The organism is Pelosinus propionicus DSM 13327, from assembly GCF_900114615.1.
Taxonomy (GTDB): Bacteria; Bacillota; Negativicutes; order DSM-13327; family DSM-13327; genus Pelosinus; species Pelosinus propionicus.
This window is the reverse complement of sequence record NZ_FOTS01000070.1, coordinates 1-23,120: the sequence shown is the minus strand read 5'-3', so window position 1 is coordinate 23,120 and position 23,120 is coordinate 1. Positions and strand designations below refer to the sequence as shown.

General features: G+C 36.4%; 15 protein-coding genes, 2 other RNA genes and 1 pseudogene. 13 read left to right on the top strand and 5 right to left on the bottom strand.

The features are described 5' to 3' along the window. Nucleotides 1–319 precede the first annotated feature (319 nt). From BMZ99_RS23560 to BMZ99_RS23550, 3 genes are all read right to left on the bottom strand, one after another. Nucleotides 320–2,953 carry a bifunctional diguanylate cyclase/phosphodiesterase gene (locus BMZ99_RS23560; RefSeq protein WP_090943769.1) on the bottom strand — a complete coding sequence of 878 codons (2,634 nt, stop codon included), beginning with the start codon at nt 2,951–2,953 and terminating at the stop codon, nt 320–322. Between the two features lie 255 nt (nt 2,954–3,208). Further along, nucleotides 3,209–3,976 carry a polysaccharide deacetylase family protein gene (locus BMZ99_RS23555; protein WP_090943767.1) on the bottom strand — a complete coding sequence of 256 codons (768 nt, stop codon included), beginning with the start codon at nt 3,974–3,976 and terminating at the stop codon, nt 3,209–3,211. 134 nt (nt 3,977–4,110) lie between these two features. After that, nucleotides 4,111–4,794, bottom strand: a complete 684-nt coding sequence (locus BMZ99_RS23550; protein WP_090943764.1) for a phosphatase PAP2 family protein — start codon at nt 4,792–4,794, stop codon at nt 4,111–4,113. 182 nt (nt 4,795–4,976) lie between these two features. Between BMZ99_RS23550 and BMZ99_RS23545 the strand changes: the two genes are divergently transcribed. After that, complete coding sequence (locus BMZ99_RS23545) at nt 4,977–5,966, top strand: response regulator (RefSeq protein ID WP_090943761.1); 990 nt, start codon at nt 4,977–4,979, stop codon at nt 5,964–5,966. A gap of 33 nt (nt 5,967–5,999) precedes the next feature. Here the strand turns inward: BMZ99_RS23545 and BMZ99_RS23540 are convergent, their stop codons facing one another. Further along, nucleotides 6,000–8,615, bottom strand: a complete 2,616-nt coding sequence (locus BMZ99_RS23540; RefSeq protein WP_090943758.1) for an EAL domain-containing protein — start codon at nt 8,613–8,615, stop codon at nt 6,000–6,002. A 536-nt stretch (nt 8,616–9,151) separates the two neighbouring features. On the opposite strand from BMZ99_RS23540, the gene BMZ99_RS23535 reads away from it, so the two are divergent. Then, the gene (locus BMZ99_RS23535) at nt 9,152–9,535 is read left to right on the top strand and encodes a RidA family protein (RefSeq protein WP_090943753.1); all 384 of its coding nucleotides are present in this window, start codon (nt 9,152–9,154) and stop codon (nt 9,533–9,535) included. 23 nt (nt 9,536–9,558) lie between these two features. Here the strand turns inward: BMZ99_RS23535 and nudC are convergent, their stop codons facing one another. Further along, nucleotides 9,559–10,350 carry an NAD(+) diphosphatase gene (nudC, locus tag BMZ99_RS23530; protein WP_090943750.1) on the bottom strand — a complete coding sequence of 264 codons (792 nt, stop codon included), beginning with the start codon at nt 10,348–10,350 and terminating at the stop codon, nt 9,559–9,561. Nucleotides 10,351–10,631: 281 nt separating this feature from the next. Here nudC and BMZ99_RS23525 point away from each other — a divergent pair, with 281 nt between their 5' ends. The 11 genes and pseudogenes from BMZ99_RS23525 to BMZ99_RS23480 all read left to right on the top strand — a co-directional run. Next, nucleotides 10,632–11,186, top strand: a complete 555-nt coding sequence (locus BMZ99_RS23525) for a gamma-glutamylcyclotransferase family protein (RefSeq protein ID WP_090943748.1) — start codon at nt 10,632–10,634, stop codon at nt 11,184–11,186. A gap of 177 nt (nt 11,187–11,363) precedes the next feature. Next, nucleotides 11,364–13,088, top strand: a complete 1,725-nt coding sequence (locus tag BMZ99_RS23520) for an ABC transporter ATP-binding protein (RefSeq protein WP_090943745.1) — start codon at nt 11,364–11,366, stop codon at nt 13,086–13,088. A gap of 4 nt (nt 13,089–13,092) precedes the next feature. Next, nucleotides 13,093–14,964: an ABC transporter ATP-binding protein gene (locus BMZ99_RS23515; RefSeq protein WP_090943742.1), complete on the top strand. Its 1,872-nt coding sequence runs from the start codon at nt 13,093–13,095 to the stop codon at nt 14,962–14,964. Nucleotides 14,965–15,122: 158 nt separating this feature from the next. Further along, a non-coding RNA gene (gene ssrS, locus BMZ99_RS23510) (6S RNA) lies at nt 15,123–15,296 on the top strand. A gap of 107 nt (nt 15,297–15,403) precedes the next feature. Next, nucleotides 15,404–15,691 (top strand): amidohydrolase family protein, encoded by a 288-nt coding sequence (locus tag BMZ99_RS27490; RefSeq protein WP_281246862.1) that lies wholly within the window; start codon nt 15,404–15,406, stop codon nt 15,689–15,691. Next, complete coding sequence (locus BMZ99_RS23505; protein WP_281246861.1) at nt 15,679–17,088, top strand: amidohydrolase; 1,410 nt, start codon at nt 15,679–15,681, stop codon at nt 17,086–17,088. Before BMZ99_RS27490 ends, BMZ99_RS23505 begins: the two co-directional genes overlap by 13 nt. A 119-nt stretch (nt 17,089–17,207) precedes the next feature. After that, nucleotides 17,208–17,382: non-coding RNA, 6S RNA (gene ssrS, locus BMZ99_RS23500), on the top strand. A gap of 207 nt (nt 17,383–17,589) precedes the next feature. After that, nucleotides 17,590–18,528, top strand: coding sequence for an exopolyphosphatase (locus tag BMZ99_RS23495; protein WP_090943739.1), 939 nt, complete (start codon nt 17,590–17,592; stop codon nt 18,526–18,528). A gap of 130 nt (nt 18,529–18,658) precedes the next feature. Next, nucleotides 18,659–20,914: a sensor domain-containing diguanylate cyclase/phosphohydrolase gene (locus tag BMZ99_RS23490; RefSeq protein ID WP_090943736.1), complete on the top strand. Its 2,256-nt coding sequence runs from the start codon at nt 18,659–18,661 to the stop codon at nt 20,912–20,914. Between the two features lie 531 nt (nt 20,915–21,445). Next, nucleotides 21,446–22,789, top strand: a complete 1,344-nt coding sequence (locus BMZ99_RS23485; RefSeq protein ID WP_090943733.1) for an anaerobic C4-dicarboxylate transporter — start codon at nt 21,446–21,448, stop codon at nt 22,787–22,789. Nucleotides 22,790–22,885: 96 nt separating this feature from the next. Then, nucleotides 22,886–23,120 (top strand): annotated as a pseudogene (locus tag BMZ99_RS23480) (IS5/IS1182 family transposase); the annotation flags it as partial.

The following is a 23,120-nucleotide window of genomic DNA, read 5'->3' as shown; positions in this document are numbered from 1 at the left end:
GATTTAGAAGATTCTTGCTGCGTGGCAAGCAAAGCGTTAGGACTGAATTCTTGTTCTTGGCGATGGGCTATAACTTAAATAAACTACATAACAAAATACAGCAACAACGGTGCGGAAAAATGCTACACGAAAAAAAGACCGCCTAAAAGGTTGCAGGCACAGCAATTTATGAGGGGCATAATGCTCCTCTAGCTTTGCTATGCCTACTTTACTCCACTTAATTCGCAAAAAAGAGAAAATACCCTATTCGGTTAGGGATACAAAGAAAGAGCTATCTCAAATAGGTTTTAAAAACCTATTTTGAGACAGCTCCTTCATTTTATTTTTTACAATAAGAAAGGAAATTGATTGCTTCAGCTTCTGGTACTGGAGGGCTGATAATATATCCTTGTAAAAGATCGCAGTGACATTTTGCTAAATATGCAATTTGTATTTCTGTTTCTACACCTTCAGCAACTACGTTCATTTTCATAATGTGAGCCATGTCGATAATCGTTCGAATAATCGCTTTTTGTGCTTTATTCGTTAAGATCATATCGATAAAAGCTTTATCAATTTTTAGAGTCTTTACTGGCAGGCGTTGGAGATAGGTTAGGGAAGAGTAGCCTGTGCCGAAGTCATCCAGGGACATACGTATTCCCATTGCTTGAATTTTTTCAAGAATGTGAGTGCTTTCTTCTAATGACTCGATCAATGCATTTTCGGTTATTTCAATTTCCAGTTGGTTAGGTTCAATTCCTGCGCTATAGAGTGCTTTTCGTACGTCATCTATGAAATGGTCAGCGCATAATTGATAGGGAGATACATTTACGGCAACATGAATATGTCCCCAGCCTTTATTAACTAATTTGCGAGCGAATTGGCTTGCCTCTTTGAGTACCCAATTTCCAATCTTTTGTATGAGACCATTTTGCTCGGCCAAGGGAATGAAACGGGTTGGTGATATTGCACCATGCTCCGGGCTATTCCAGCGAAGAAGTGCTTCAAATCCAACAGTACAGCCATTTATATCTACTTGTGGCTGATAATGTAGCGATAGCTCTTGGTTTTCGATTGCATGACGCAAACTATTGATGAGCCGGATTTTATCATAGGCTTCTATTTGCATTGTTGTTTCGTAAAAGCGCCAACAGTTTTTTCCTGACTTTTTGGCAGCGTACATTGCATTATCTGCATTTTTGAAGATTTCTTCCGAAGTATCCCCATCAGCAGGATAAACGGCAATGCCAACACTTGCGGATGTATGAAAGCAAATTCCAAGGACCTCCATATCTTGATTGAAAGTTTCAATAATCATGTTGGCACTCTGAATAATATTTTTACGGTCGTGTTCACCAGATAAAATTACCATGAATTCATCTCCACCTATGCGACCAACAAAACCTTCATTGCCAACGGTTTCAACAATACGTTTTCCTGCCATTGTGATTAAGGCATCTCCATAGGTGTGGCCAAAAGTATCGTTTACCATTTTTAAGTCATCTAAATCAATGAATAAGACAGCTCCTGATGATTCGCCGCAGCGAGTCCGTTCCATTTCTTTTTTCAAACGTTTATTTAAAAGCGCACGGTTAGGTAAGCCTGTAAGACTATCAGAGTAAGCGATATTCTTAATAACTTGATTTTTTTTATTCAAAGCTTCTTGGGCTGCTTGGCGTTCCATGATTTCTTCTTCAAGAGCTGCATTCATATCTTGTAAATCTTGTGTTCGTTCATTTATTTTGTTTTCTAAATCAATGTTTAGATTTACAAGTGCAGCTTGAGCTGCTTGGCGTTCCATCATTTCTTCTTCTAGGGTGGCGTTAATTTCTTGAATTTCTAGCATATGGTTTCCTAGCTTCGCTTCATTTTGTTTAAGCAGAGAGATCGTATTTTTTATTTTGGTAATCATGTTGGAAAACGTTTCACATAAGATAACTAATTCATAGGGCATATTTTTTGAAACATTGTACTGATCGACTAGTTGATATTTTTCAGTTGCTACTTGACTTGATTGCCGAATCAACCAATCAATGGGTAACTTAATCTGATTGGTTATTCTCTTAGCCAGAGGGAGAATCAGTAATATTAAAATAGCTGTAGCACCAGCCATCATTGTCAGTTGTTTATAAATAGGGATTAGAACTTCATCTTCGTTGATTTTGCCGATCAGCATCCAGCCTCGTTCAGGTACATCTAGATAGGCACCTAGAACTTTATTTCCTAGATAATCATTCCAAGTTGTCGTACCTGACTCGCCTGGTGCAATCGCACGGAATGTATTTTCTGTGAGTTTTGAATTTGCTAATGCTGCATGCTTGTCGATGTCTTTATCATTTTGCGTGTTAAGGTACCTAGGATCGGTAAGCATCAGACCTTCTTTGTTAATCAAAAAGATTTCTCCCGTTTGTCCAATCCAATTTTCCCGTAAGAGTTTTTCTAATGTTATAATTTTGATGGTTCCAAGTATCAGTCCTTGGAAGTCTCCATTGTAATCATAAATAGGGGAAGAAATGTTTATTATGGGTTGATTATTATTGGGGTCAATCACTACATTTGAGACATATGAGTTTCTTGCCTTGGCCGCTTTAAAATAAGGATTATCGGTTGTAGAAGAATTACGCTGTTCTACAGTAGATATTTTCATATATCCTTTTTTATCAATATACGAAAAAGAATCAAAATAATTATCAAGTTGCTTCTTGAAATAAAGAGTGCGTTCCATTTGCGATTCGTCTAACGTTCGGAAAGCTTCTGCACGGCTTAAGTCACGAATATTTTCAACTCTCTCTTCCATCCAATAATCAATTAATCGTTTTTGAGCATGTACCCGTTGCTCGATTAATTCTAAATTTTGTTGCTTAGCTAACGAAATCTGACCAACGGTATAAATCGTCATGATTAGTAAGCTGGGGACAATAATAAGTAAAACGGTCCATAGTTTAATTTGGTATTGTAACGTTTGTGTCTTCATGCATCGGCTCCTTCAGTAGCATGTGTAACGCTTTCAAAAGTATTATTACCTAAGCATATTTCAGAATAATTTGAATTTTAACATGAAAATCATTGTAGTTTATAATTTGAGATCTGTTATTAGCTAAATTATACATTTCATTGATGAAATCCTTCCGCAAATTACTTAATTTGTAAAATTTATAAAAGTTTTGTAAACTTGGTCGATTATAGAAAAGGAAAACCTGCTATCATTTGAATGATAGCAGGTGCATGTTTATTGAAACAAGGTAGGCAGGAGGCCTTTGCGTAGCATTACGTACGTAATAGATCGATCGTAATGGAAGATCGGAATTCGTTTCATTTCAAAAGGGTTTTGAAACATTTCATAGCCATAGTGGGTTGAAAGACCTGCTTCATATCCAGCTTCCTTAGCGATTTTTAGTGTTTGTGTATTATAGCTGCCACCAGGATAAGCGATAAAATCTACACTTTTTCCCAGTAACTGCTCTAAGACGTGTTTAGAATTGATTAGTTCTATTTTCATTTCTGCAGGTGTTAATTCACCAAGGAACCGATGGGTTACGGTGTGGGAACCAAAATCCATACCTGCTGCTTCCATTTCTCGTATTTGAGAAGCAGTTAATCGGTCATCTTCTCCAATCATCCCAGTAATGATGTAAAAACTAGCTTTCATGTTATATTGCTGAAGAATTGGAAAAACATTGATGTAATTGTCTAAATAACCATCATCTAATGAGATGAGAATAGATTTTTCTGGAAGTGGTGCAGAGAGATTGGACTGTAAATGCTGTTTCACTTGTGTGAGAGATAAGCAGGTGTATCCTTCCCTGCTAAGTGTTCTCATATCGTCTTCAAATCTCGTTGGGCTAACAGTATAGTTATCTAATTGGTAACCGACTCTATGATAGAGTAAAATAGGTATACTTTTATTAACTTTTTTGTATTCCGAAGCAAATGATGCTCCGGAGAGGACGGCCAAAGTGCCTGCGCAGCCGAATAAAAATTGACGTCTGGTAACCACAAACTTCCTCTCTTTTCATATACGATATTTAAAATAATAGCTCATTTGGATTTTATATCATTTTCCCATAAAATGCAAATCGGAAGAGGCGTTTATAAAAGCTGTGAAACGGTATATTAGGAACAAGATAGGGGCTATACATTATTTTTGTGTTCCCACCACATTAGTAGGGATATACAGAAAAATAACCAAGTGGAACCTGCTGCGTATCCTGCTAGCACATCCGTAGGATAGTGTACTCCTAAATAGATACGGCTGATTCCTATGATAACAATATAGATAGCCGTTGCTATAAATAAGATAAGTCGCCAAGTCCATGAGGAAATCTTGAGACTAATTAAATAGGCAAGCATTCCATAAAAACATAGTGAGACCATTGCATGTCCGCTAGGAAAGCTATATCCTGTTTCCTGGATAACGCGAAACATATCGGGTCTAGCGCGAAGAAAAAGATGCTTTAATAAATAATTAAGCAGCCCGCCGCCTGTCAGGCAAATCGTTAACGCACAGGCCTCCAGCCATTTGCGGAAGAAAGCAAGCCCGATCAGAATCAGGATTGATAAGATTCCATAGAAAGGAGCTGAGCCTAATGCTGTAATATGAATCATGATTATATCGAGGTTGGGATTTGCATAATAACGGACAATACCAATGATTAGATGATCAAAAAGATCCATTTGATGTACAAATAGAGTCTTCCAAGCTAATTCAGCAAATTCAGTCAGCATTAATCCGCTAAGAAAAAATCCGAGTAAGATATACAAACCAGGCCATTTTTGTTGTAAGGAAGAAAGAAGATCTTTTATTGTGTTATACATATTAGCTCCTTATGCTTTTTAATGTTGCTTTCGTTTTAAAAGAAAAATTTATGAAATAGCAGGGGAGTTTGTCCTCGTTGTTGAATGTACTGTAACAAGCATAATTTGACAAAATTTGTTGATCTTAGGAAATAATACCTACCAATAGTGAATACATTTCATGTAATTGTGAGGCGATTTTCTTGAAGCACAGTGTATTATTTGTAGATGATGATAATTTTATTTTAATGGCACTTCGAAAGGCTATCGTAGAAGAAGACTATGTTCCCTATTTTACAACAAATGCAAAAGATGCATTAGCGATTATGGAGAAAACGAATATCAGTGTCATTGTAACGGATTTACAGATGCCGACAATGAATGGAATTGATTTGCTAAAGATTGTAAAAAAGAAATATCCTGATATGCAAAAAATTGTTTTGTCTGGATTCACCCAATTAGATCAGGTATTAGATTCTATCAACGATGGTGATATTAACAAATATATGACTAAGCCTTGGGCGGTAGAGGACTTACTAAGAACAATACGAGAAGCAATTACTTTTTATGCATTAAAAAAAGAAAAGGACAAGTTAGCGCAATCGTTAGAAGGCTCCAATACTACCTATAAAAATGTATTTAAAATGATGGGGGGAAGATTGGAATGTGTTGAAAAAGATGCTTTTTCAACAAGAGAAATTCTGGCTTTTTCATTTTCACAAATGAAGAAATATCATGGATCAGCGAAAATAATTAATTTATGCGAAATACTTTGTTTGACTTTCTTAAATTCAGTGCCAAGCTATCCAGTTGCTTTTAATCTTCAAAAGATTAAGGATGGGATTCGTAATGTTATGCCGGAGTTGATTGCCTCCGGTAAGCTGGTTGTGGATATTAAAGATGAAAAATGTCATGGTAACATTCGCTTTACAGTATTTTTATTTGAATTTTTGGCAATGCTATCTCGGCAAAATGAGCTTGAGATCTTTGAATGTAATATAATTTCGGTGACTTGTTCCGAGGGTATCACTCTGCAGAGCGATTTTAAAATCAGAGTCTGTGGTAACTATGCCCTAGATTTTCTTAATTTTTTAATCGAATTATGTAATACTTATGATCATTCGTTTAGAATCAAGGGAAGCTTAGAAAATATGGCTATTTTAGTAGAGCAGACGTATCAGCTCCAATCATAAAAGAAAACCATGGCATAATGCATGGTTCTCTTTTTATAATCTGGCATAATACCACTCAAAGAATTGGTCAGCAGGCAAAGGTTTTGAAAAATAATATCCTTGTATTTCAGTACAGCCACATTTTTGTAAAATTTCTAACTCTTCATTGTTTTCCACACCTTCAGCGATTACTTTAATGTGTAGTTTCTCGGCAAGAGAGACAATCGATTCCACAATTGCAAGGCTTGAAGCATGGGTGGACATCGCTCGTACGAAAGTTTGATCAATTTTAAGTTTATCAATTGGGAATTGGCTTAAATATTGCAAACTTGAATATCCGGTACCGAAATCATCAATAGACAATTTTACGCCTAGTTCTTTTAAGGAATGTAGTTCTCCGGTCGCTGTATCAGCATCTCTCATTAATATGCCTTCTGTTAATTCGAGCTCCAGGTAAGCGGGATTCATATTATAACTTCTTAAGATTCCTTGTAGAGTAGAGAGAAAATACTTTTCTTGGAATTGAATAGCAGAGACATTAACAGCAATCTGTATAGGAGGCAACCCAAATTCCAGCCATTTGAAATGTTGTTGGCATATTTCGCGAAGAACCCATTCACCGATTGGTATAATGAGTCCGGTATCTTCTGCAACAGGAATGAACTTGGCTGGAGATATTAAGCCATTTTGAGGATGGTTCCATCGAATTAAGGCTTCCACGCCAATGAGTTTGTTTGTTTTTATATCAATCTGTGGTTGATAATATAAAACGAATTCATTCCTCTCAATTGCTAACCTGAGACTATTTTCAAGAGATAAACGCTCTGTAGCGACTTCGTTTAATGACTCTGTAAAAAATTGATAATTATTTCTACCATTTTCTTTTCCGTGATACATGGCCAATTCTGCATGTTTAACTAATACCTCTGGGGTGTGTCCATTGTGGGGATACAAACTGATGCCAATACTAGCGGTGATGCGCAACTCATGGTCGTCAACTATAAAAGGCATAGAAAGGGTGGCAGTCAGTCTTGCAATAATTTTAGTAATGTTAGATGATTTTTCAATATCTGTCAATATGATAATAAATTCATCTGCGCTCATACGGCATGCAGTATCTTCATCACGGATACATAATTGCAGCCTTTCAGCTACTTCTTGCAGGACATTGTCGCCAGCTTGATGCCCTAGCGAGTCATTGATTGTTTTGAAGCGATCCAAATCTAGAAATAAAACTGCAAGCTGTTCGCCATTTCGCTTAGCATGAGCTAAAGCAATTTGAAGCCGATCATTGAAGAGCGTTCGATTGGGAAGCTTTGTTAAGATATCGAAATTTGCTAATCGATAAATTTTTTCCTTTGCATATTCGCGTTCTGAAATATCACGAATAACAGTTAACATACACCATTTTCCGCCGAGCATGATATGTTTCAGGCTCACTTCCAGATTGAGGTAATTTCCATGGTGATTTTTAAGTTTCCAATCAAATAAAGGAGTCTCGCCTTGAATTGCTTTTTGAAACAAAGTTAAGGCTTCTGTTTGTGTATATGGGATTTCTCCCGTGCCAAAATTTTGCAATTTGGTGTGTAAAAGTTGGTCTTTTGCTAGGCCAAAAATATCACAAGCTTTTTGATTGGCTTCAATAACAGATAAGGTTTCTACATCGTAAATGATGATTCCATCATTTACAGAGCTAAAAATAGCCTGATAGGTAGCTTCTAAAGCTGTTGCTTCTTGTTCTGCTTCAATCCTATCTGTTACATCCCGTGCGGAAAAAACAATACCAACGGAAGTTCCATTTTCTCCCACCTTCTCCCTTAGACTTTCAAGCCATCTTACTTCTCCAGAGGCATGAACATAACGATAGCAGACCCTGCGTTGTTCATTTGTAGCTAAAAATGAGTAAAAGGAGGTTTTTGCCTTTTCAAAGTCAGCAGGATAAATAAAATCAAAATAGCATGTCCCTATTAACTGATTCAGGCTATAACCTGTTAATTTTTCACAAGAAGGGGTGAGATATTCAATAATTCCTTGAGGGTTAAGCTTTCCCACAATATCTTGCATAGCATCAGTAACTTGCAATAAGTTTTCCTGGATCTTTTTTCGCTCTTCGTTCTCTAACTGGGCTGTACGATAGAGAATTGCGTTATAAATAGTCATAGAAGCAATGGTAGCAAATTGCTGGAAGACAGCAACATCATTCTGCGTAAATCTGCGGTGGGGCTCTGTGAAGGATAGACCAAGGACACCGACAATGTTGCTGCCAATTTTTATCGGTACTTGCATTTCTGTATGTATTTTATCAAAAAAGGGGTCATTTAGCCGATTGTTCCATGTACTATAGTCATCAATAATTGATATTTTTTTAGATTCAATAGTATGTTGTACTAACCCTTGATCTAAACGCATGAGTCGATTTACATCATTTTGATAAACTCCGACTCCCACTTTCCGAATCATTTGATTTTGATCAATTTCTACCAAATTGTAGTATCCATGTTCCGTCTTTATCAGCTGGGTAGCTTCTATTACTATTTTTTTGAGTAAATTTGTTAGATCGAGATGATTTAGCAATCCAAGAGCCGTATCATAAAGAACTGAAGAGATTGCTTTTCTGCGTAGAGTATTTAATAAAGCCTTAGATCCACGCAATTTATGCAGATGTTTCATATTAAAGCCTCACAATAAAATTGAATATTAGGAATGTATTCTACAATTAGTGTTCGACAAAAACTGCCACTTTCCTTTCCTAGTATTGGGTTTTGCACACTGATTTTTTACAAGAATGATAGTCATTAGCTTGCTTATTCAACACGTTGATAAATAAGCAATGACCTAATGGCAGGATCAAACATAACATACTGTATCACTATATCAGTTTGTAGGAGGACTGTAGCATGAGATTCTGTAGATTTGGTAATGTACTTTGGATTATTATACTCATTGCATTTCGATGTAATAATTACTGTATTAATACTTCCTCATGGAGAAAATGACAGAAGTTTCATATTGCGGATAAAGGATAAAATACCTCTTTGGTAGCACATCGATTTTACTCCAATGAACACTACTTAAAGAGGTATTTTATGAAAAAAATAAAATTGACTTATTGGTTCAAAAGACTAAAGGAATTTTCATGAATTTAGTGGAATTTGAATTATATTGCGATATCAAAGAAAATAGCATAAGTAAAAGGAGTGTTCCTTATGATGAAAAGAAAAGCTTTTAGCGCTGCAGGGGCGGTTTCGGTTGGACCTTATTCTCATGGTGTTGAATGTGGTGAAGTGATCTATTTTTCGGGACAGACTCCCATTGACTCTGAGACAGGAAAGTTGGTGGAAGGTGATATTGGGGCGCAAACAAAGCAATGTTTCGTAAATTTGTTCCATGTCTTGTCAGCTGCTAACTTAACACCGGATCATGTTGTAAAGGTGAATGTATTTTTAACGGATATGAGTGACTTTACGTCTATGAATCAAGTGTATGAAAAGCAGTTTGCAGCGCCTTATCCTGCAAGAACAACCATTGGTGTAGCTGCGTTGCCGCTTGGTGCCAAGGTTGAAATTGAAATGATTGCCCGAAAAGATTGACAGCAGAATGATTTCAGGTACAGTTAAGTGTGTGGTATGGATTGTTTTTCCACGAACCAGTCAATTAATCGTCTTGCTACACTTAGTTTATCAGGTATATCAGGAAGGTTATGAGCAGAAAACCAGCCAGCTTCCACAATTTCTTGGTTATCAATCGTTATCTTTTCTGTTGAACATTTGGCGGTAAAAGCAATCATCAAAGAATCAGGGAAAGGCCATGGCTGGTTTCCGAAATAATTGATAGAATGTACTTCAACTCCAACTTCTTCTTTTAGTTCTCTTTGCACGCAATCTTCTAGTGATTCACCTGGCTCAACAAAACCTGCAATAACACTGTAACGATTAGGTGGGAATCGGTTCGAACGCGCAAGAAGGATTTGATCACCTCTTGTCACAGCCACAATAATAGCTGGGGATATGCGAGGATAGGTAATATGACCGCAACTTGGGCATTGCATGGCAAGTTCTTGTTGGGAAGCATTCATGAGAGTTCCGCAGCAGCCACAAAATTTACTGGTTTTCATCCAGTTCATAATATGAAGTGCACGGCAAGCAAACCAAAAGCATTCTTCTTCCATATTTCCATACAAAGGTCGTACCTTTTTCCAAGAGAATCCTTCAGGTAATGTCTCATCCTCTAAGTTAGCAATCAAACATTCTTGCTCATGAAGGGTACCGATATTCTGGGCATTGATGGGGTTAAGCCTTAGTAATTTAATATCAGAATCTGAAAGGATCGTACTGATTCCTTCCACATCTTTGACTAACAGTTCATCATCATGAAATAAAAACCAGTATGTATTTTTAATATCCATTTTTTATTAACCACCTTAGTAATCAAATATATATTCTAGTTACTATAGTATCACAAAATTGAACAGAATAAAGTCAAAAATTTATTAGACTTTTATCTTACTTTGTTATATCATGATGTTAAAAGTTTAAAAAGTGAAGCAATGGGGCTCCAAAAACAATGTAGTATTGATTTTGGACGCTTTTTTTATGTTTTTAGCATTACTGAGGTCTGATTTGCATGGATATGGATATAACATGTAGGAATTTGCGGATATGCAGATGAAAGAAAAGGGGAGTTCATATGGAGAAAATCAATCCAAGTCGTCTTTATTTTGCTTATGGATCCAATCTTGATTTTGAAAACATGAATCAAAAGTGTACTAAACCTCTTGTGCTTGGCATTGCCCGATTAGAGGGTCATAGGATTGGATTTTTCGAGAACTCTGTTATTTGGGATGGAGCTGTAGAAACGGTTGTTCCTGATGTTCTAGCAGAAGTTTGGGGCGTTTTGTATCAGTTAGAATCTTATGCGTGGGAACAATTAGATAATTGCGAAGATGTTAGGTTAGATGGTACTGGTGAATATTTTCATTACCCAGTGGAAGTGCTTGATGAGCAAAATAGGGTTATAGAGGCAAGTATTTATAAAAAAGCCAGATTAGGAGAGCCCAAGCAGCCGAGTACTGAATATTTAAACATCATTATTCAAGGAGCAAAAGAGCAGGGATTGCCTAAAGAGTATATAGAGACACTAGAAAGTATTGCATCGAAACCTGCTTCTTATGCTGTACCTCGGCAGCGTGGTCAGAGTAAGAAACAAGCTTGTGGAGAATGTAATGGTTGTTCAGAATCATAAATATCATTGCGAAGGATAATATAGAATGAATTTGTAAAAGGCATACCATTTTGTTTGTGAAAACAAAGTGGTATGCCTTTTACAATAGGGGCAATTTTAATAACCATAGCTCATAGTGTATACTATTATTATAGTTGAAATTATTTTTATATTTACACTTTCAAGGAGATTGAAAGCATGAAAATTTTTAGTCATTACAAGAAAAAATATGGAGCAAAATTTTTTCTTGCCGTATTTTTTGTAATGTGTGAGACGATATGTGATCTTATATTGCCTGCTATTCTGTCGCAAATTATTGATGTGGGGATAGCCGGAAAGAATATGGAATATGTTCTTTTAAAAGGAGGCTTGATGCTCTTTATTACAGCATTAGGGGCTATTGCAGCGTCTGCTCGCAATGTTATATCGAGTACTGTTTCGCAAAAATTTGGGACTGAGTTGAGATTGGATTTGTATAAAAAGATTCAAACCTTATCTCTTGAAAATATTGAGCATTTTGATAAAGCTTCTTTGGTGACGCGCTTAACAAATGATGTTACTCAAATTCAGACTCTTGTAAATGGACTTATGAGAATCTTTATCAAGGGTCCTTTTTTGTGTGTTGGTAGTCTTATTATGGCGATACAACTCAATGCTAAATTAGCGTCAATCTTAGCAGTGGTTATTCCTATTGTGGGAATGTTAATCTTTATGAATATGAAAATGGGCTTTCCTCTTTTTATAAAGGTTCAACAGGTTCTTGACCAGTTAAATGGTGTAATGAGAGAATATTTGTCTGGTGTCAGAGTGGTTAAGGCGTTTAATCGATTTGATTATGAAGTAGAGAAATTTAATAAAGTAAATCAAGAGCTCCAATTAAAATCGGTTAAGGCCATGCGGATAATCTCTGTTTTTGGACCTGGGATTATGCTTACAGTAAATTTTGGAATTGTGATAGTGCTTTGGTTTGGAGGAAAGTATGTACATTTAGGAGAGATGCAAGCAGGTCATATTATTGCCTTCATTAATTACATGACACAAATTCTATTCTCATTACTGCTGATTTCTATGGTATTTAATATGTTTGTGAGAGCAAAAGCATCAACGGAGCGTGTTAATGAGGTATTTTCCCAAGTAAATACGATGAAATGGGATCATTATCCTCGTGAGTCGACGGCGATTAAAGGCAGAGTTGATTTTCAAAATGTATATTTCTCTTATGGAAAAATAGCGGAAGAGGCAGTTCTTAAAAACGTAACGATGACCTGTTTGCCAGGAGAGCGAATTGGAATTATTGGTTCTACTGGATCAGGCAAGAGTAGTCTTATTCAGCTAATTCCTCGTTTTTATGATGTAACGTCTGGTTCTGTCAAGGTTAACGGCGAAGATGTGAAAGACGTAAATCCAAAGTGGATACGAGAGAAAATGGGAATTGTGCCTCAACAATCTATACTATTTACTGGTACGGTTCTGGATAATATAAAATGGGGAAGAGAAAATGCTACTGCAGAGGAAATTGAAACTGCAGCTAGGATTGCGCAAGCACACGATTTTATTATTGCATTGCCTGAAGGTTATCAAACAAAAGTTGGACAGGGTGGCGTCAATTTTTCTGGTGGGCAAAAGCAGCGGATAGCGATTGCAAGGGCGATCGTTAGAAAACCAGAGATCCTTATTCTAGATGATGCAACAAGTGCTGTTGATGTACTCACGGAAGAGAAAATAAAAGAAGCTTTAAAGCAATATGCCGAAAAACTTACTTGCCTTATTGTTGCCCAGCGAATTGTCTCCGTCATGGATTTAGATAGAATTATAGTGCTTGATCAAGGGGAAATTGTGGGTGTTGGCAAGCACAGTGAGCTGATGGAAAGTAGTGAAGTTTATCGAGAAATATTTTACTCACAAATAGGTAAGGAGATGTAACGGTATGTCTCAAAAAGATGAGCAAAAAACAGAACGCAATCCATCGAGTTCTGATAATGTGGGAGGAATACGTGGTAGTTTGAGTGGACGCCGTGGGAGAGTTCCAATTGTTAAACCTAAAAATTTTCTAGCAACTTTTAAACGATTATGGCATTACATGGGTAAGGAAAAAAATGTGTTAGCCTATATTTTGTTATTTCTTCTAATAGAGTCATTCCTTACTCTATTAGGACCTTATTTGATCGGTCTTTCGATTGATTCAATGGCTGCTTCTAATGGCTTTGTTGATTTTAAAGCTTTAGAAATAGTAGTGATGGCCTTGATTCTTGTATATGTGGCTAGTGGAATTTTGACTTTTTTACAGGGATGGCTTATGGCAGGGATGTCACAGAGAATTATTGCAAATATTAGACGAGTTTTATTTAACAAACTACAATCTCTTCCTATTGCCTTTTTTGACATTCATCCGCATGGAGAATTAATGAGCAGATTGTCGAATGATATTGATAATATAAGCGGAACAATATCGCAGTCAACAATACAATTATTATCTGGCTCCATTATGATTGTTGGTTCGTTGACAATGATGATGGTGTTGAGTCCCTTTCTTACTGCAGTCAATTTACTTACGGCTTGTTTGGTGATTTTACTTGCTCGTGTTATTGCTAATAAAACCAGTACATTATTTAAAGAGCAGCAGACCCAACTTGGAAGATTAAATAGTCATATTGAAGAAACAATCTCAGGTATACAGTTAGTAAAGGCATTTAATCATGAAGATAAGGTAATTGCAGCGTTTGATGATGTAAATATGAAATTATGTGAAGTTGGCTTGAAGGCACAAATTTGGTCAGGATTCCTAATGCCACTTATGAATGTAATTAATAATTTCGGAGTTGCTTTAATTGCTATTATAGGCGGTGTTTTAGCAATAAAAAGTATAATTACAATTGGTGTTATTGCTAGCTTCTTGAGCTATTCAAGGCAATTTACCAGACCTTTGAATGACTTGGCGAATGTATTTAACCTTTTACAGTCTGGCATTGCTGGAGCGGAGAGGGTATTCGAGATTCTTGATGAACAAGAAGAAACGGGAGATTTGCCAAATGCCATGGTTTTAAAGAATCCCAAAGGGCATGTTGTTTTTGAAAACGTCAGTTTTGGCTACCGACCAGATGTTTCAATATTAAAAAATATAAGCTTTTTGTCTACAGAAGGTAGCAGTACTGCACTTGTGGGACCTACAGGTGCGGGAAAAACCACAATTGTAAATCTAGTTACTCGATTTTATGATGTAACCAATGGGAGAATATTAATTGATGGAATTGATATTAGAGAGTATACGAGAGATAGTTTGAGACGTTGTTTTGGTATTGTACTGCAAGATGCATATTTATTTTCTGGCACGATTAGCGAAAATATAAAATATGGAAAACCTGATGCAACGGATGAGGAAGTGAAAAATGCAGCAAAAATGGCTAATGCACATCGTTTTATTTCAATGCTTCCGAAACAATATGAAACTCAGCTATCAGAAAACGGCGCAAATTTAAGTCAAGGGCAAAGGCAGCTTCTAGCGATTACAAGAGCAATTTTGGCCAAGCCGTCAATTCTTATTTTGGATGAGGCTACAAGCAGCATTGATACTCGTACCGAGCTACATATACAGGATGCCTTGTTAAAAATAATGCAGGGGCATACAAGTTTTATCATTGCTCACCGCTTAAATACTATCCGTGGTGCAAATAATATTTTAGTAATTGATCATGGTGAAATTGTGGAAGAAGGTAACCATGATTTTTTAATCCAGAATGAAGGAGTCTATTATCAAATGTTTTTTGATCAGTTTAAAATATTGAGAGAATACAGAGTTTGAAAAAATCATATCTTGAAACGTAAAAATGTGCATTTGAAAGAATAAACACGTAGCATGTATATTAACCTCCCTAAATCAAAAAAAACTCGTAAAACTAGATTGCAAGAAACTTTGCATCTATGTAATAGATATGATATTATGTATACATCGTAGTAAACAAATGCCTGAAATGCACGTTATCTTTTTTATGTCCAACCTACTTTTATAACTGGGGAATCCAATGATATCCAGCTGCCGAGCCATCAGCGAATGGAAGGCAAAAATATATCTAGGATGCCCACCTGCGAGCTGCAGGTTTGGACATAGCAAAGAGACGATATTATGGGCTTTATTTTTCCTATGCAAAAAGGACTTATCAAAGGGTAAGTCTTTTTTTATTATATATAAAGTTGCGGAATGGGCAAAGAAAGAGGCAGGTGATAGTAAGTTGACCAATTGTATGTTAGCTGACATTGTATTAAAAAATGGTGTAATATATACTGCTGACGAGAAAGATCAGATATATCAAGCAATAGCAATTAAAGATAATAGAATTTTGTTTACAGGCAGTGACAAGGAAGTACAGCGTTTTATTAGTAATACAACTCAAGTCATTGATTTGGAAGGAAAGATGGTACTGCCTGGTTTGATTGATAGCCACATTCACCCGCCTGGGCTAGCCTTATCAGAACTTTACGAAGTTCAGTTATTTAACATAAATACTATAGAGGGATTGTGGAAGCTGTAAAAAAGTTTATTGCACAGCATCCTGATGCTAAAATGGTTTATGGCAGAGGATGGTCATGGGGGATATTAACAGGTGAAGACTTGATTAAAGGGCCTCGTAAAGAGTATCTTGATGCTGTTACGAGAGAAATTCCTATTGTTTTGCGAGCACATGATGGTCACACCTTATGGGTAAATTCCAAAGCATTGGAAATAAATGGCGTAACTATTGATACAAAAGTACCTAAGGGCGGTGTGATAGAAAGGGATCAGAGTCGTGGTGAACTGTGGGGAACATTAAAGGAATGGGCCATGTGGTTGATTGCCTTGCCTGAGTATAGTTTGGAACAATATATTACTGCGATGACTTCTTTCCAAAAGAAAATGCATCGTTTTGGTATTACCAGTATCCTTTGTATGGCGAGCCTACCTTTTGTTACCCTCTTTAAGGCTTGTGATGAGATGGAAAAAGCAAATCAGCTGCAATTGCGCGTACGTGGTGCTATGACGGTTAATGCCAGAGAGGATCTAGTTAGTCAACTTGCACATATTAGAGAGTTGAGAGACCAGTATCAGAGTCCTTTACTCCAAGTCATTACTGCAAAGTTTTTTACGGATGGTGTAATTGAAGGTTGCACAAGCTATTTACTAGAGCCTTATAGTATAAAAGCTGGAAAAGGAGCAGATTATTATGGTGATTTTCTATGGGAAATGGAAAACCTAAAGAATGCTTTTTATGCAGTAAATCAATGTGGTATGCAAATTCATGTTCACTCTACGGGTGATGGTTCGACCAGAAAGGTATTGGATGCCTTAGAGTATGCATATCATAAAACAACATCAAGGGATTATCGTAATACTATTACCCACTTACAGCTTGTAGATCAAAAGGATGTATTACGTTTTAAAGAGTTAAATGTAGTTGCCAGCGTACAGCCTTACTGGCAATTTAAAGGTCCTAATTGGTGGGATAATGTTGATTATCAATTTCTAGGTGAACGTGCTAATCTCGAATTTCCTTTAGGGACTTTTTTTCGAGAAGGGATCATTGTAGCATCTTCTTCTGATTATCCGGCTACCGCAGTACCCAATCCTTTTTTAGCGATCGATGTTGGTGTTACACGTAATATTGATAATGGTACTTTACATGGAGTAGAAGATATTACAGATATGGATGATGAAAGGTATCTTTTAAATAAAAGCGAACGGGCCACTGTGGAGCAAATGATTAAAAGTTTTACTATAAACGGTGCCTATACTTTATTTATGGAGTGTGATATTGGTTCTATTGAAGTGGGGAAAATTGCTGATCTGGTGGTAATTGATCGAAATTTATTTGTGGAGAATCCTATCAATATAGATAAAACGAAAGTAGTCATGACCTTTTTTGATGGTAAGCTAGTATACAAGGCGGATTAACTTCTTTTTCTATGCAAATGGCTTTGCATCTTAATAATTGATATGGTATTATATATTTAATGTTGAAAGATGTTTTAAATATATAAACATCTAAAGGCAGCAGATATTTATCGTCAATCATCTACCTGTGATATATGTTATCTTATATATGTCCAACCTACTTTTATAAATAGGGAATCTAATGATTTGGTAGCTGTCGGACCTCCTTTGAGTGGATGGCAAAAGCCAATCTGTGATGCCCACCTGCTAGCGGCAGGTTTGGACATATAAAAGAAACGGTATCATGGGTTTACTTATTTCATTAGCAAAAGAAGGATTCTATAATAGAATCCTTCTTTTGCTTTGATGACATCTTTTTTTGTTTGATACTATAATTTGGTGTATCGATTTGCAGGATAAAATAAGCTGTAAGGCGAATCATTTTCAAAGTATAAGAAAAGAATTCAGACTTTATGCTTGGGCAAGGGCATAATGCCGGCAACATTCTGCAGGAGGGGTAAAATGGTTGACGAAAAACAAAAATTTAGGTTAGTTACGCGCAGTGATTTTGACGGATTGGTATGTGCGGTTTTATTAAAAGAGCTCAATCTATTAGATGATATCAAGTTTGTGCATCCTAAGGATATGCAAGATGGGAAAATTGAAGTGACAGATCGTGATATTACTACTAATCTGCCTTATGTGCCGGGTGTTCATATTGCATTTGATCATCATTTGAGTGAAACGATTCGTATTACAGGGCAGCCTGCTAATCATATTATCGATCCTAATGCCCCATCTGCTGCACGTGTTGTATATAATTATTATGGTGGAAGTGAACGTTTTTCTAAGGTCTCTTTAGAAATGATGGCAGCAGTAGATAAGGCGGATTCGGCTCAATATGATTTGGAAGAGGTTTTACATCCATCTGGTTGGGCTTTGTTAAATTTCCTAATGGATGCTCGCACTGGATTGGGACGATTTAAGGAATTTAGAATATCAAATTATAATTTAATGATGGAATTAATTGATTATTGTCGAACTCATACCATTGATGAAATCATGAAATTACGTGATGTAAAAGAACGAGTGGATATTTATTTTGAACATAATGAAAAATTTAAAGAACAAGTTAAACGCTGCGCAACAGTTCATAAAAATCTTGTAGTACTGGATTTACAAGATGGGGAAACCATTTATAGCGGTAATCGTTTTTTAATTTATGCTTTATATCCCGAATGCAATATTTCCATTCATAAAATGTGGGGATTACATAAGCAAAATACAGTTTTTACTGTTGGTAAATCCATATTTAACCGTACTTCCAAAACAAATATTGGTGAATTTATGTTGCAGTATGGAGGGGGCGGACACGTTAATGCAGGGACTTGTCAAGTTGAAAATGAATGTGCCAAGGTTGTTTTAAAAGAATTGATAGAGAAAATTAATATTGATGGTTAATGCAAATAACCGTCTGTCGTATTTTTCGACAGGCGGTTATTTGTTTCATTTTTCGCAGGAAAAAGGAAAATATTGTCGAACTTAATGACTATGGGATTATACTTAGTTATAGGCGTAAGGGGTTGATATTATGTTTCAAAATAAATATTCTATTGGCTTCAAAATCACGGTTATATATGTCTTTGTTAGTGTTTTATGGATCATGTTTTCTGATTATTTAGTAAACAGTTTGATTTCAGACCCAGGGATGGTTATTAAAATAGAGGTTGTAAAAGGATGGTTTTTTGTAGCAATTACAGCCTTGGTGCTGTATCAACTTATTTCCAGTAGCTCTAGGCAGCTTAGAGAATCTGAAGAGCAACTACATAAGAAAAATGAAGAAATCATGACAACATATGAGGAGCTGCTTGCTTCCGAAGAGGAGTTAAAACAGCAATTTGATGAATTATTATATCGAGAGGAAAAAATAAATAGGCGAAATGAATGCTTGTATGCTTTGCATGAAGCCTCAATCGCGCTCATGCAAGGCTTTATTGTAGATGATCTTTTAAAGATTGTAGTTAGAAAAATGATGGATATAAGCGGAGCTCAATATGGATATATCTACTTACTTAGCGAAGATGATAATTTTATGATGTCAAAAGTCATAGAAGGATTCGAGTTAGATCAAATCCAGGGGCGTGTTAAAAAAGGTGAAGGAATTATTGGTAAAGTATGGGAGAGTGGAGATCTCGTAGTTGTTCCAAGGTATCATGAATGGGAAGAGCGATTACGTGATCCGGTTTATAATCTTTTAAAAACTGGTATTGGTATTCCTTTGAAAGCAGAAGGAAAAGTGATTGGTGTTTTTAGTATGAATTATACCGTGGAGCATGTTTTTGATAAGGAAGAATTACAAATGTTAGAAAGTTTTGCGGAGTTGGCATCGATTTCTTTGGGGAATTTTTTATTATACGAAGCATTGCAAAAGAGTCAACACCGGAATCAAAGGTTAATTGATGCATTGCCAGATTCAATATATCTTTTGGATCGCTTTGGTACTGTACTTTCATATAAAGATGGTAAAGAGTTTACTTCAAGAATGAATCATGAAGAGAAACTTGGTGAAAAACTAGAAAATTTTTTAATGATGGAAAATCCGCAAATTTTGAATGATAAAATTCAACAAGCAATTTTAACGGAAAAAATTCAATTCTTTGAGTATCAATACCGAGAAGTGAAAACGATAAGGTATCAGGAAGTTCGAATTATAGCAATTAATAGCAATGAAATTATTGCCATCGTCAGGGATATTACCCATCGAAAAGATATGGAGGGTAAGCTTCAATATTATGCTTTACATGACCGAATGACGGGATTATATAATCGAGTGTATTTTGAAGAGAAATTACAGGAGTTGGATAGAAATTTTCAGAGTTCTATTGGAATTGTAATATGTGATATTGATGGACTTAAATTAGTAAATGATACTTTTGGACATCAGGCGGGTGATGAACTTCTCATTAGTGCTGCGACGATCATTCAAGAGTGCTTTTCAGGAATTGCTGAGGTAGCAAGGATAGGGGGCGATGAGTTTGCAGTAATATTGTATAATCCAAGCAGTGTAGATATTGAAGAAATTTGTCAGTGTATTCGTCGGAAGGTCAATGAATTTCGTGAGACAAATACTAAGATTCCTCTTAGTATTTCCATTGGATTTAGTGTTAAAGCCTATCCTAAGCAAAGTGTCGCTGATGTATTTAAAGTTGCTGATGATAATATGTATCGGGAAAAACTACATAGCAGTCAAAGTATTCGTAGTTCTATTGTTAAGACTCTTAGCAAGGCTTTGGAGGTTTGCGATTTTGTTGATGATGGGCATACGGATCGACTGGAGATATTAGTTGTAAAGTTGGCAGAGGCAATGGGAATAGAGGCAAGTTGTATACCGGACTTACGTCTTTTAGGCCGTTTCCATGATATTGGTAAAGTCGGAATACCTGATCAGATTCTTTTCAAATCAAGCCGTTTAACGGATGAAGAGTTTATCATTATTAGACGTCATTGTGAGATTGGTTACAGAATGGCTCAGTCTTCTAGCGAATTATTACCAATTGCGGATTGGATATTAAAACATCAAGAATGGTGGAATGGGCAGGGATATCCTCTAGGGCTCAAGCATGAAGAAATTCCGTTAGCATGTCGTATATTATCTATCGCTGATGCCTTTGATGCAATGACGAATGATCGTCCGTATCGTAAAGCTATGGAGTATGAAGAGGCTATTGCTGAGATTGAACGTTGTGCAGGTACGCAATTTGACCCTAATTTAGTACCAATTTTTAAGCAAATTATTGCTGCAGAGTCTGATAAGTTAAAAGTAGTGCGTCAGGTAATTCAAGTTTGAATTGTAGTACTAATTTGTGAAATATAAGATCATAAATTTCAGCATTATCTCATAAAATACTCTTTATAATAGCTTATAAGGAGGCGCTATACTTGTTAATTCATATACAATGCGGAGGGACAGTGCATTTTAATAGCTCTGGAATGGGAAAATGTTTAGGATGTGGCAGGATTATTAATGTGCGAATATCTTCTAAATGAATTTATTGAGATCAGAAGGTGTAATAAGAGTGCCTATAAAGACTTTAGGTTGTGATGCAGTAGAATCACAACCTTTTTTATATATTTAAAATAGTTGTAAATGAAGAAATCTATCTCAAGAATAAGTAATTTGAATTAAATAATTAAATTCAAATTAAATAACTAAAAAAAACGGAGAAATCCTGCGAATTCGAGAGAATTCGCAGGATTTTGCCGTTTTAATGGCAAACTTGTATAAGGTGAAAAAGAGGAAGGCAAGTATAAAAAGTAATGAAAAATTGCTTTCGTGACCTTGCTGCACTCTTAGAAAGAAAGGGGAATGGTAAATAATATGATTGGTTTGGAATTTTTAGTGGTATTAGGCTGTCTAATCTTAGGTACTCGCTATGGTGGAATGGGGTTAGGGTTAATAAGTGGTATTGGTCTTTTTATTCTTACTTTTGGTTTTCATCTACAACCTGGTCAACCACCTGTCGATGTTATGCTAACGATCCTAGCAGTAATTGCCTGTGCTTCTGTATTGCAAACTGCCGGAGGTTTAAACGTGATGATGAAGGTTGCTGAGCGTATATTACGTCGTCACCCTTCCTATATCACAATTCTAGCCCCAATAACTACTTGGACCTTGACCTTTTTATGCGGTACTGGCCATGTAGTTTATACGATGTTTCCTATCATCTATGATATTGCGGTTAAAAAAGGAATCCGTCCCGAAAGACCAATGGCTGTTGCTTCCGTTGCATCCCAGATGGGAATTGGGGCATCCCCTGTATCTGTTTCAGTTGTGTCTATGGCTTCTATTTTAGCTCAATCCCATGGTGTAGGTAGTGCGATTGGTCTTCTTGATTTATTGTCTGTTTCGATTCCATCTACGTTGCTGGGGGTTATTGTTGCTGCTCTTTGGAGTATGAGGCGTGGAAAAGATCTAGATAAGGATGAAGAATTTCAAGCAAAGATTAAGGATCCAGAGCAAAAAGAATATATTTATGGAACTTCTGATACTCTATTAGACAAGGTATTCCCAAAAGAATCCTATTGGGCAACCTGGATATTCTTTGCTGCGATTGGTGTTGTTGTTTTATTTGGTGCATTTCCTAATTTGCTTCCTTCTTTTGGTCCTGTTGGTAAGTTGAAACCATTATCAATGAATCTGGTTATTCAAATGTTAATGCTAATCGCAGGCGCTATTATTCTTATTGTTTGTAAGGTAAATCAAAGGGAAATCGCCAATGGTCCTGTTTTTAAAGCGGGTATGGTTGCAATTGTTTCTGTCTTTGGTGTAGCATGGATGAGTGAGACCTTCTTTCATGCACATTTTGACTTATTGAAAAGTACGTTAGCTGGCATTGTTGCTAGTAAGCCTTGGATGTATGCTATTGTGCTATTTCTAGTGTCAAAATTAGTGAATAGCCAAGGTGCTGCTGTTACTGCAATTGCTCCCTTGGGTCTTAGTTTGGGAGTCGATCCCAAAATGATGGTAGCCTTTTTCTCTGCATCCTATGGGTATTTTGTTTTGCCAACCTACCCTAGTGATTTAGCGTGTATTGGATTTGACCGATCCGGCACCACTCGAATTGGTAAGTTTATTATCAATCACAGTTTCATTGCTCCTGGTTTAATTGGTGTAGGAGTTGGATGTATTACAGGTTATTTCTTAGTTAAAATACTCCTGTAAATAAAAAGGGGCTGTCGCACTAGCCCTAAAAAACAAAAATGGCAACCGGCAGTAGCCGGGAGCCATTTTTTTGTGTAAAATCAAGTTTGTTGGAACATGAAAATACAAGCAAATTATATAACAGACACAAATATATATCAACTAGTCTTGCCGATGGACATCGGCGAGATGATCCCAGAAGATGACTCGGTACGGTTACTCAGCGCAGTGTTAGAAAGGCTGGATTATAGCAAACTGTACACTACGTACTCCCGAATGGGGAGAATCGAGAGATCACCGAAGCGTCTATTTAAAATTCTTGTCTATGGGTACATGAACGGCATCTATTCAA

What these genes read in the sequence shown, in the direction of transcription:
- BMZ99_RS23560 (WP_090943769.1), bottom strand. Translation starts at nt 2,953, where the DNA reads ATGAAGACACAAACGTTACAATACCAAATTAAACTATGGACCGTTTTA.
- BMZ99_RS23525 (WP_090943748.1), top strand. Translation starts at nt 10,632, where the DNA reads ATGGAGAAAATCAATCCAAGTCGTCTTTATTTTGCTTATGGATCCAAT.
- BMZ99_RS23485 (WP_090943733.1), top strand. Translation starts at nt 21,446, where the DNA reads ATGATTGGTTTGGAATTTTTAGTGGTATTAGGCTGTCTAATCTTAGGT.
- BMZ99_RS23550 (WP_090943764.1), bottom strand. Translation starts at nt 4,794, where the DNA reads ATGTATAACACAATAAAAGATCTTCTTTCTTCCTTACAACAAAAATGG.
- BMZ99_RS23520 (WP_090943745.1), top strand. Translation starts at nt 11,364, where the DNA reads ATGAAAATTTTTAGTCATTACAAGAAAAAATATGGAGCAAAATTTTTT.
- BMZ99_RS23495 (WP_090943739.1), top strand. Translation starts at nt 17,590, where the DNA reads ATGGTTGACGAAAAACAAAAATTTAGGTTAGTTACGCGCAGTGATTTT.
- BMZ99_RS27490 (WP_281246862.1), top strand. Translation starts at nt 15,404, where the DNA reads ATGTTAGCTGACATTGTATTAAAAAATGGTGTAATATATACTGCTGAC.
- BMZ99_RS23540 (WP_090943758.1), bottom strand. Translation starts at nt 8,615, where the DNA reads ATGAAACATCTGCATAAATTGCGTGGATCTAAGGCTTTATTAAATACT.
- BMZ99_RS23490 (WP_090943736.1), top strand. Translation starts at nt 18,659, where the DNA reads ATGTTTCAAAATAAATATTCTATTGGCTTCAAAATCACGGTTATATAT.
- BMZ99_RS23535 (WP_090943753.1), top strand. Translation starts at nt 9,152, where the DNA reads ATGATGAAAAGAAAAGCTTTTAGCGCTGCAGGGGCGGTTTCGGTTGGA.
- nudC (WP_090943750.1), bottom strand. Translation starts at nt 10,350, where the DNA reads ATGGATATTAAAAATACATACTGGTTTTTATTTCATGATGATGAACTG.
- BMZ99_RS23515 (WP_090943742.1), top strand. Translation starts at nt 13,093, where the DNA reads ATGTCTCAAAAAGATGAGCAAAAAACAGAACGCAATCCATCGAGTTCT.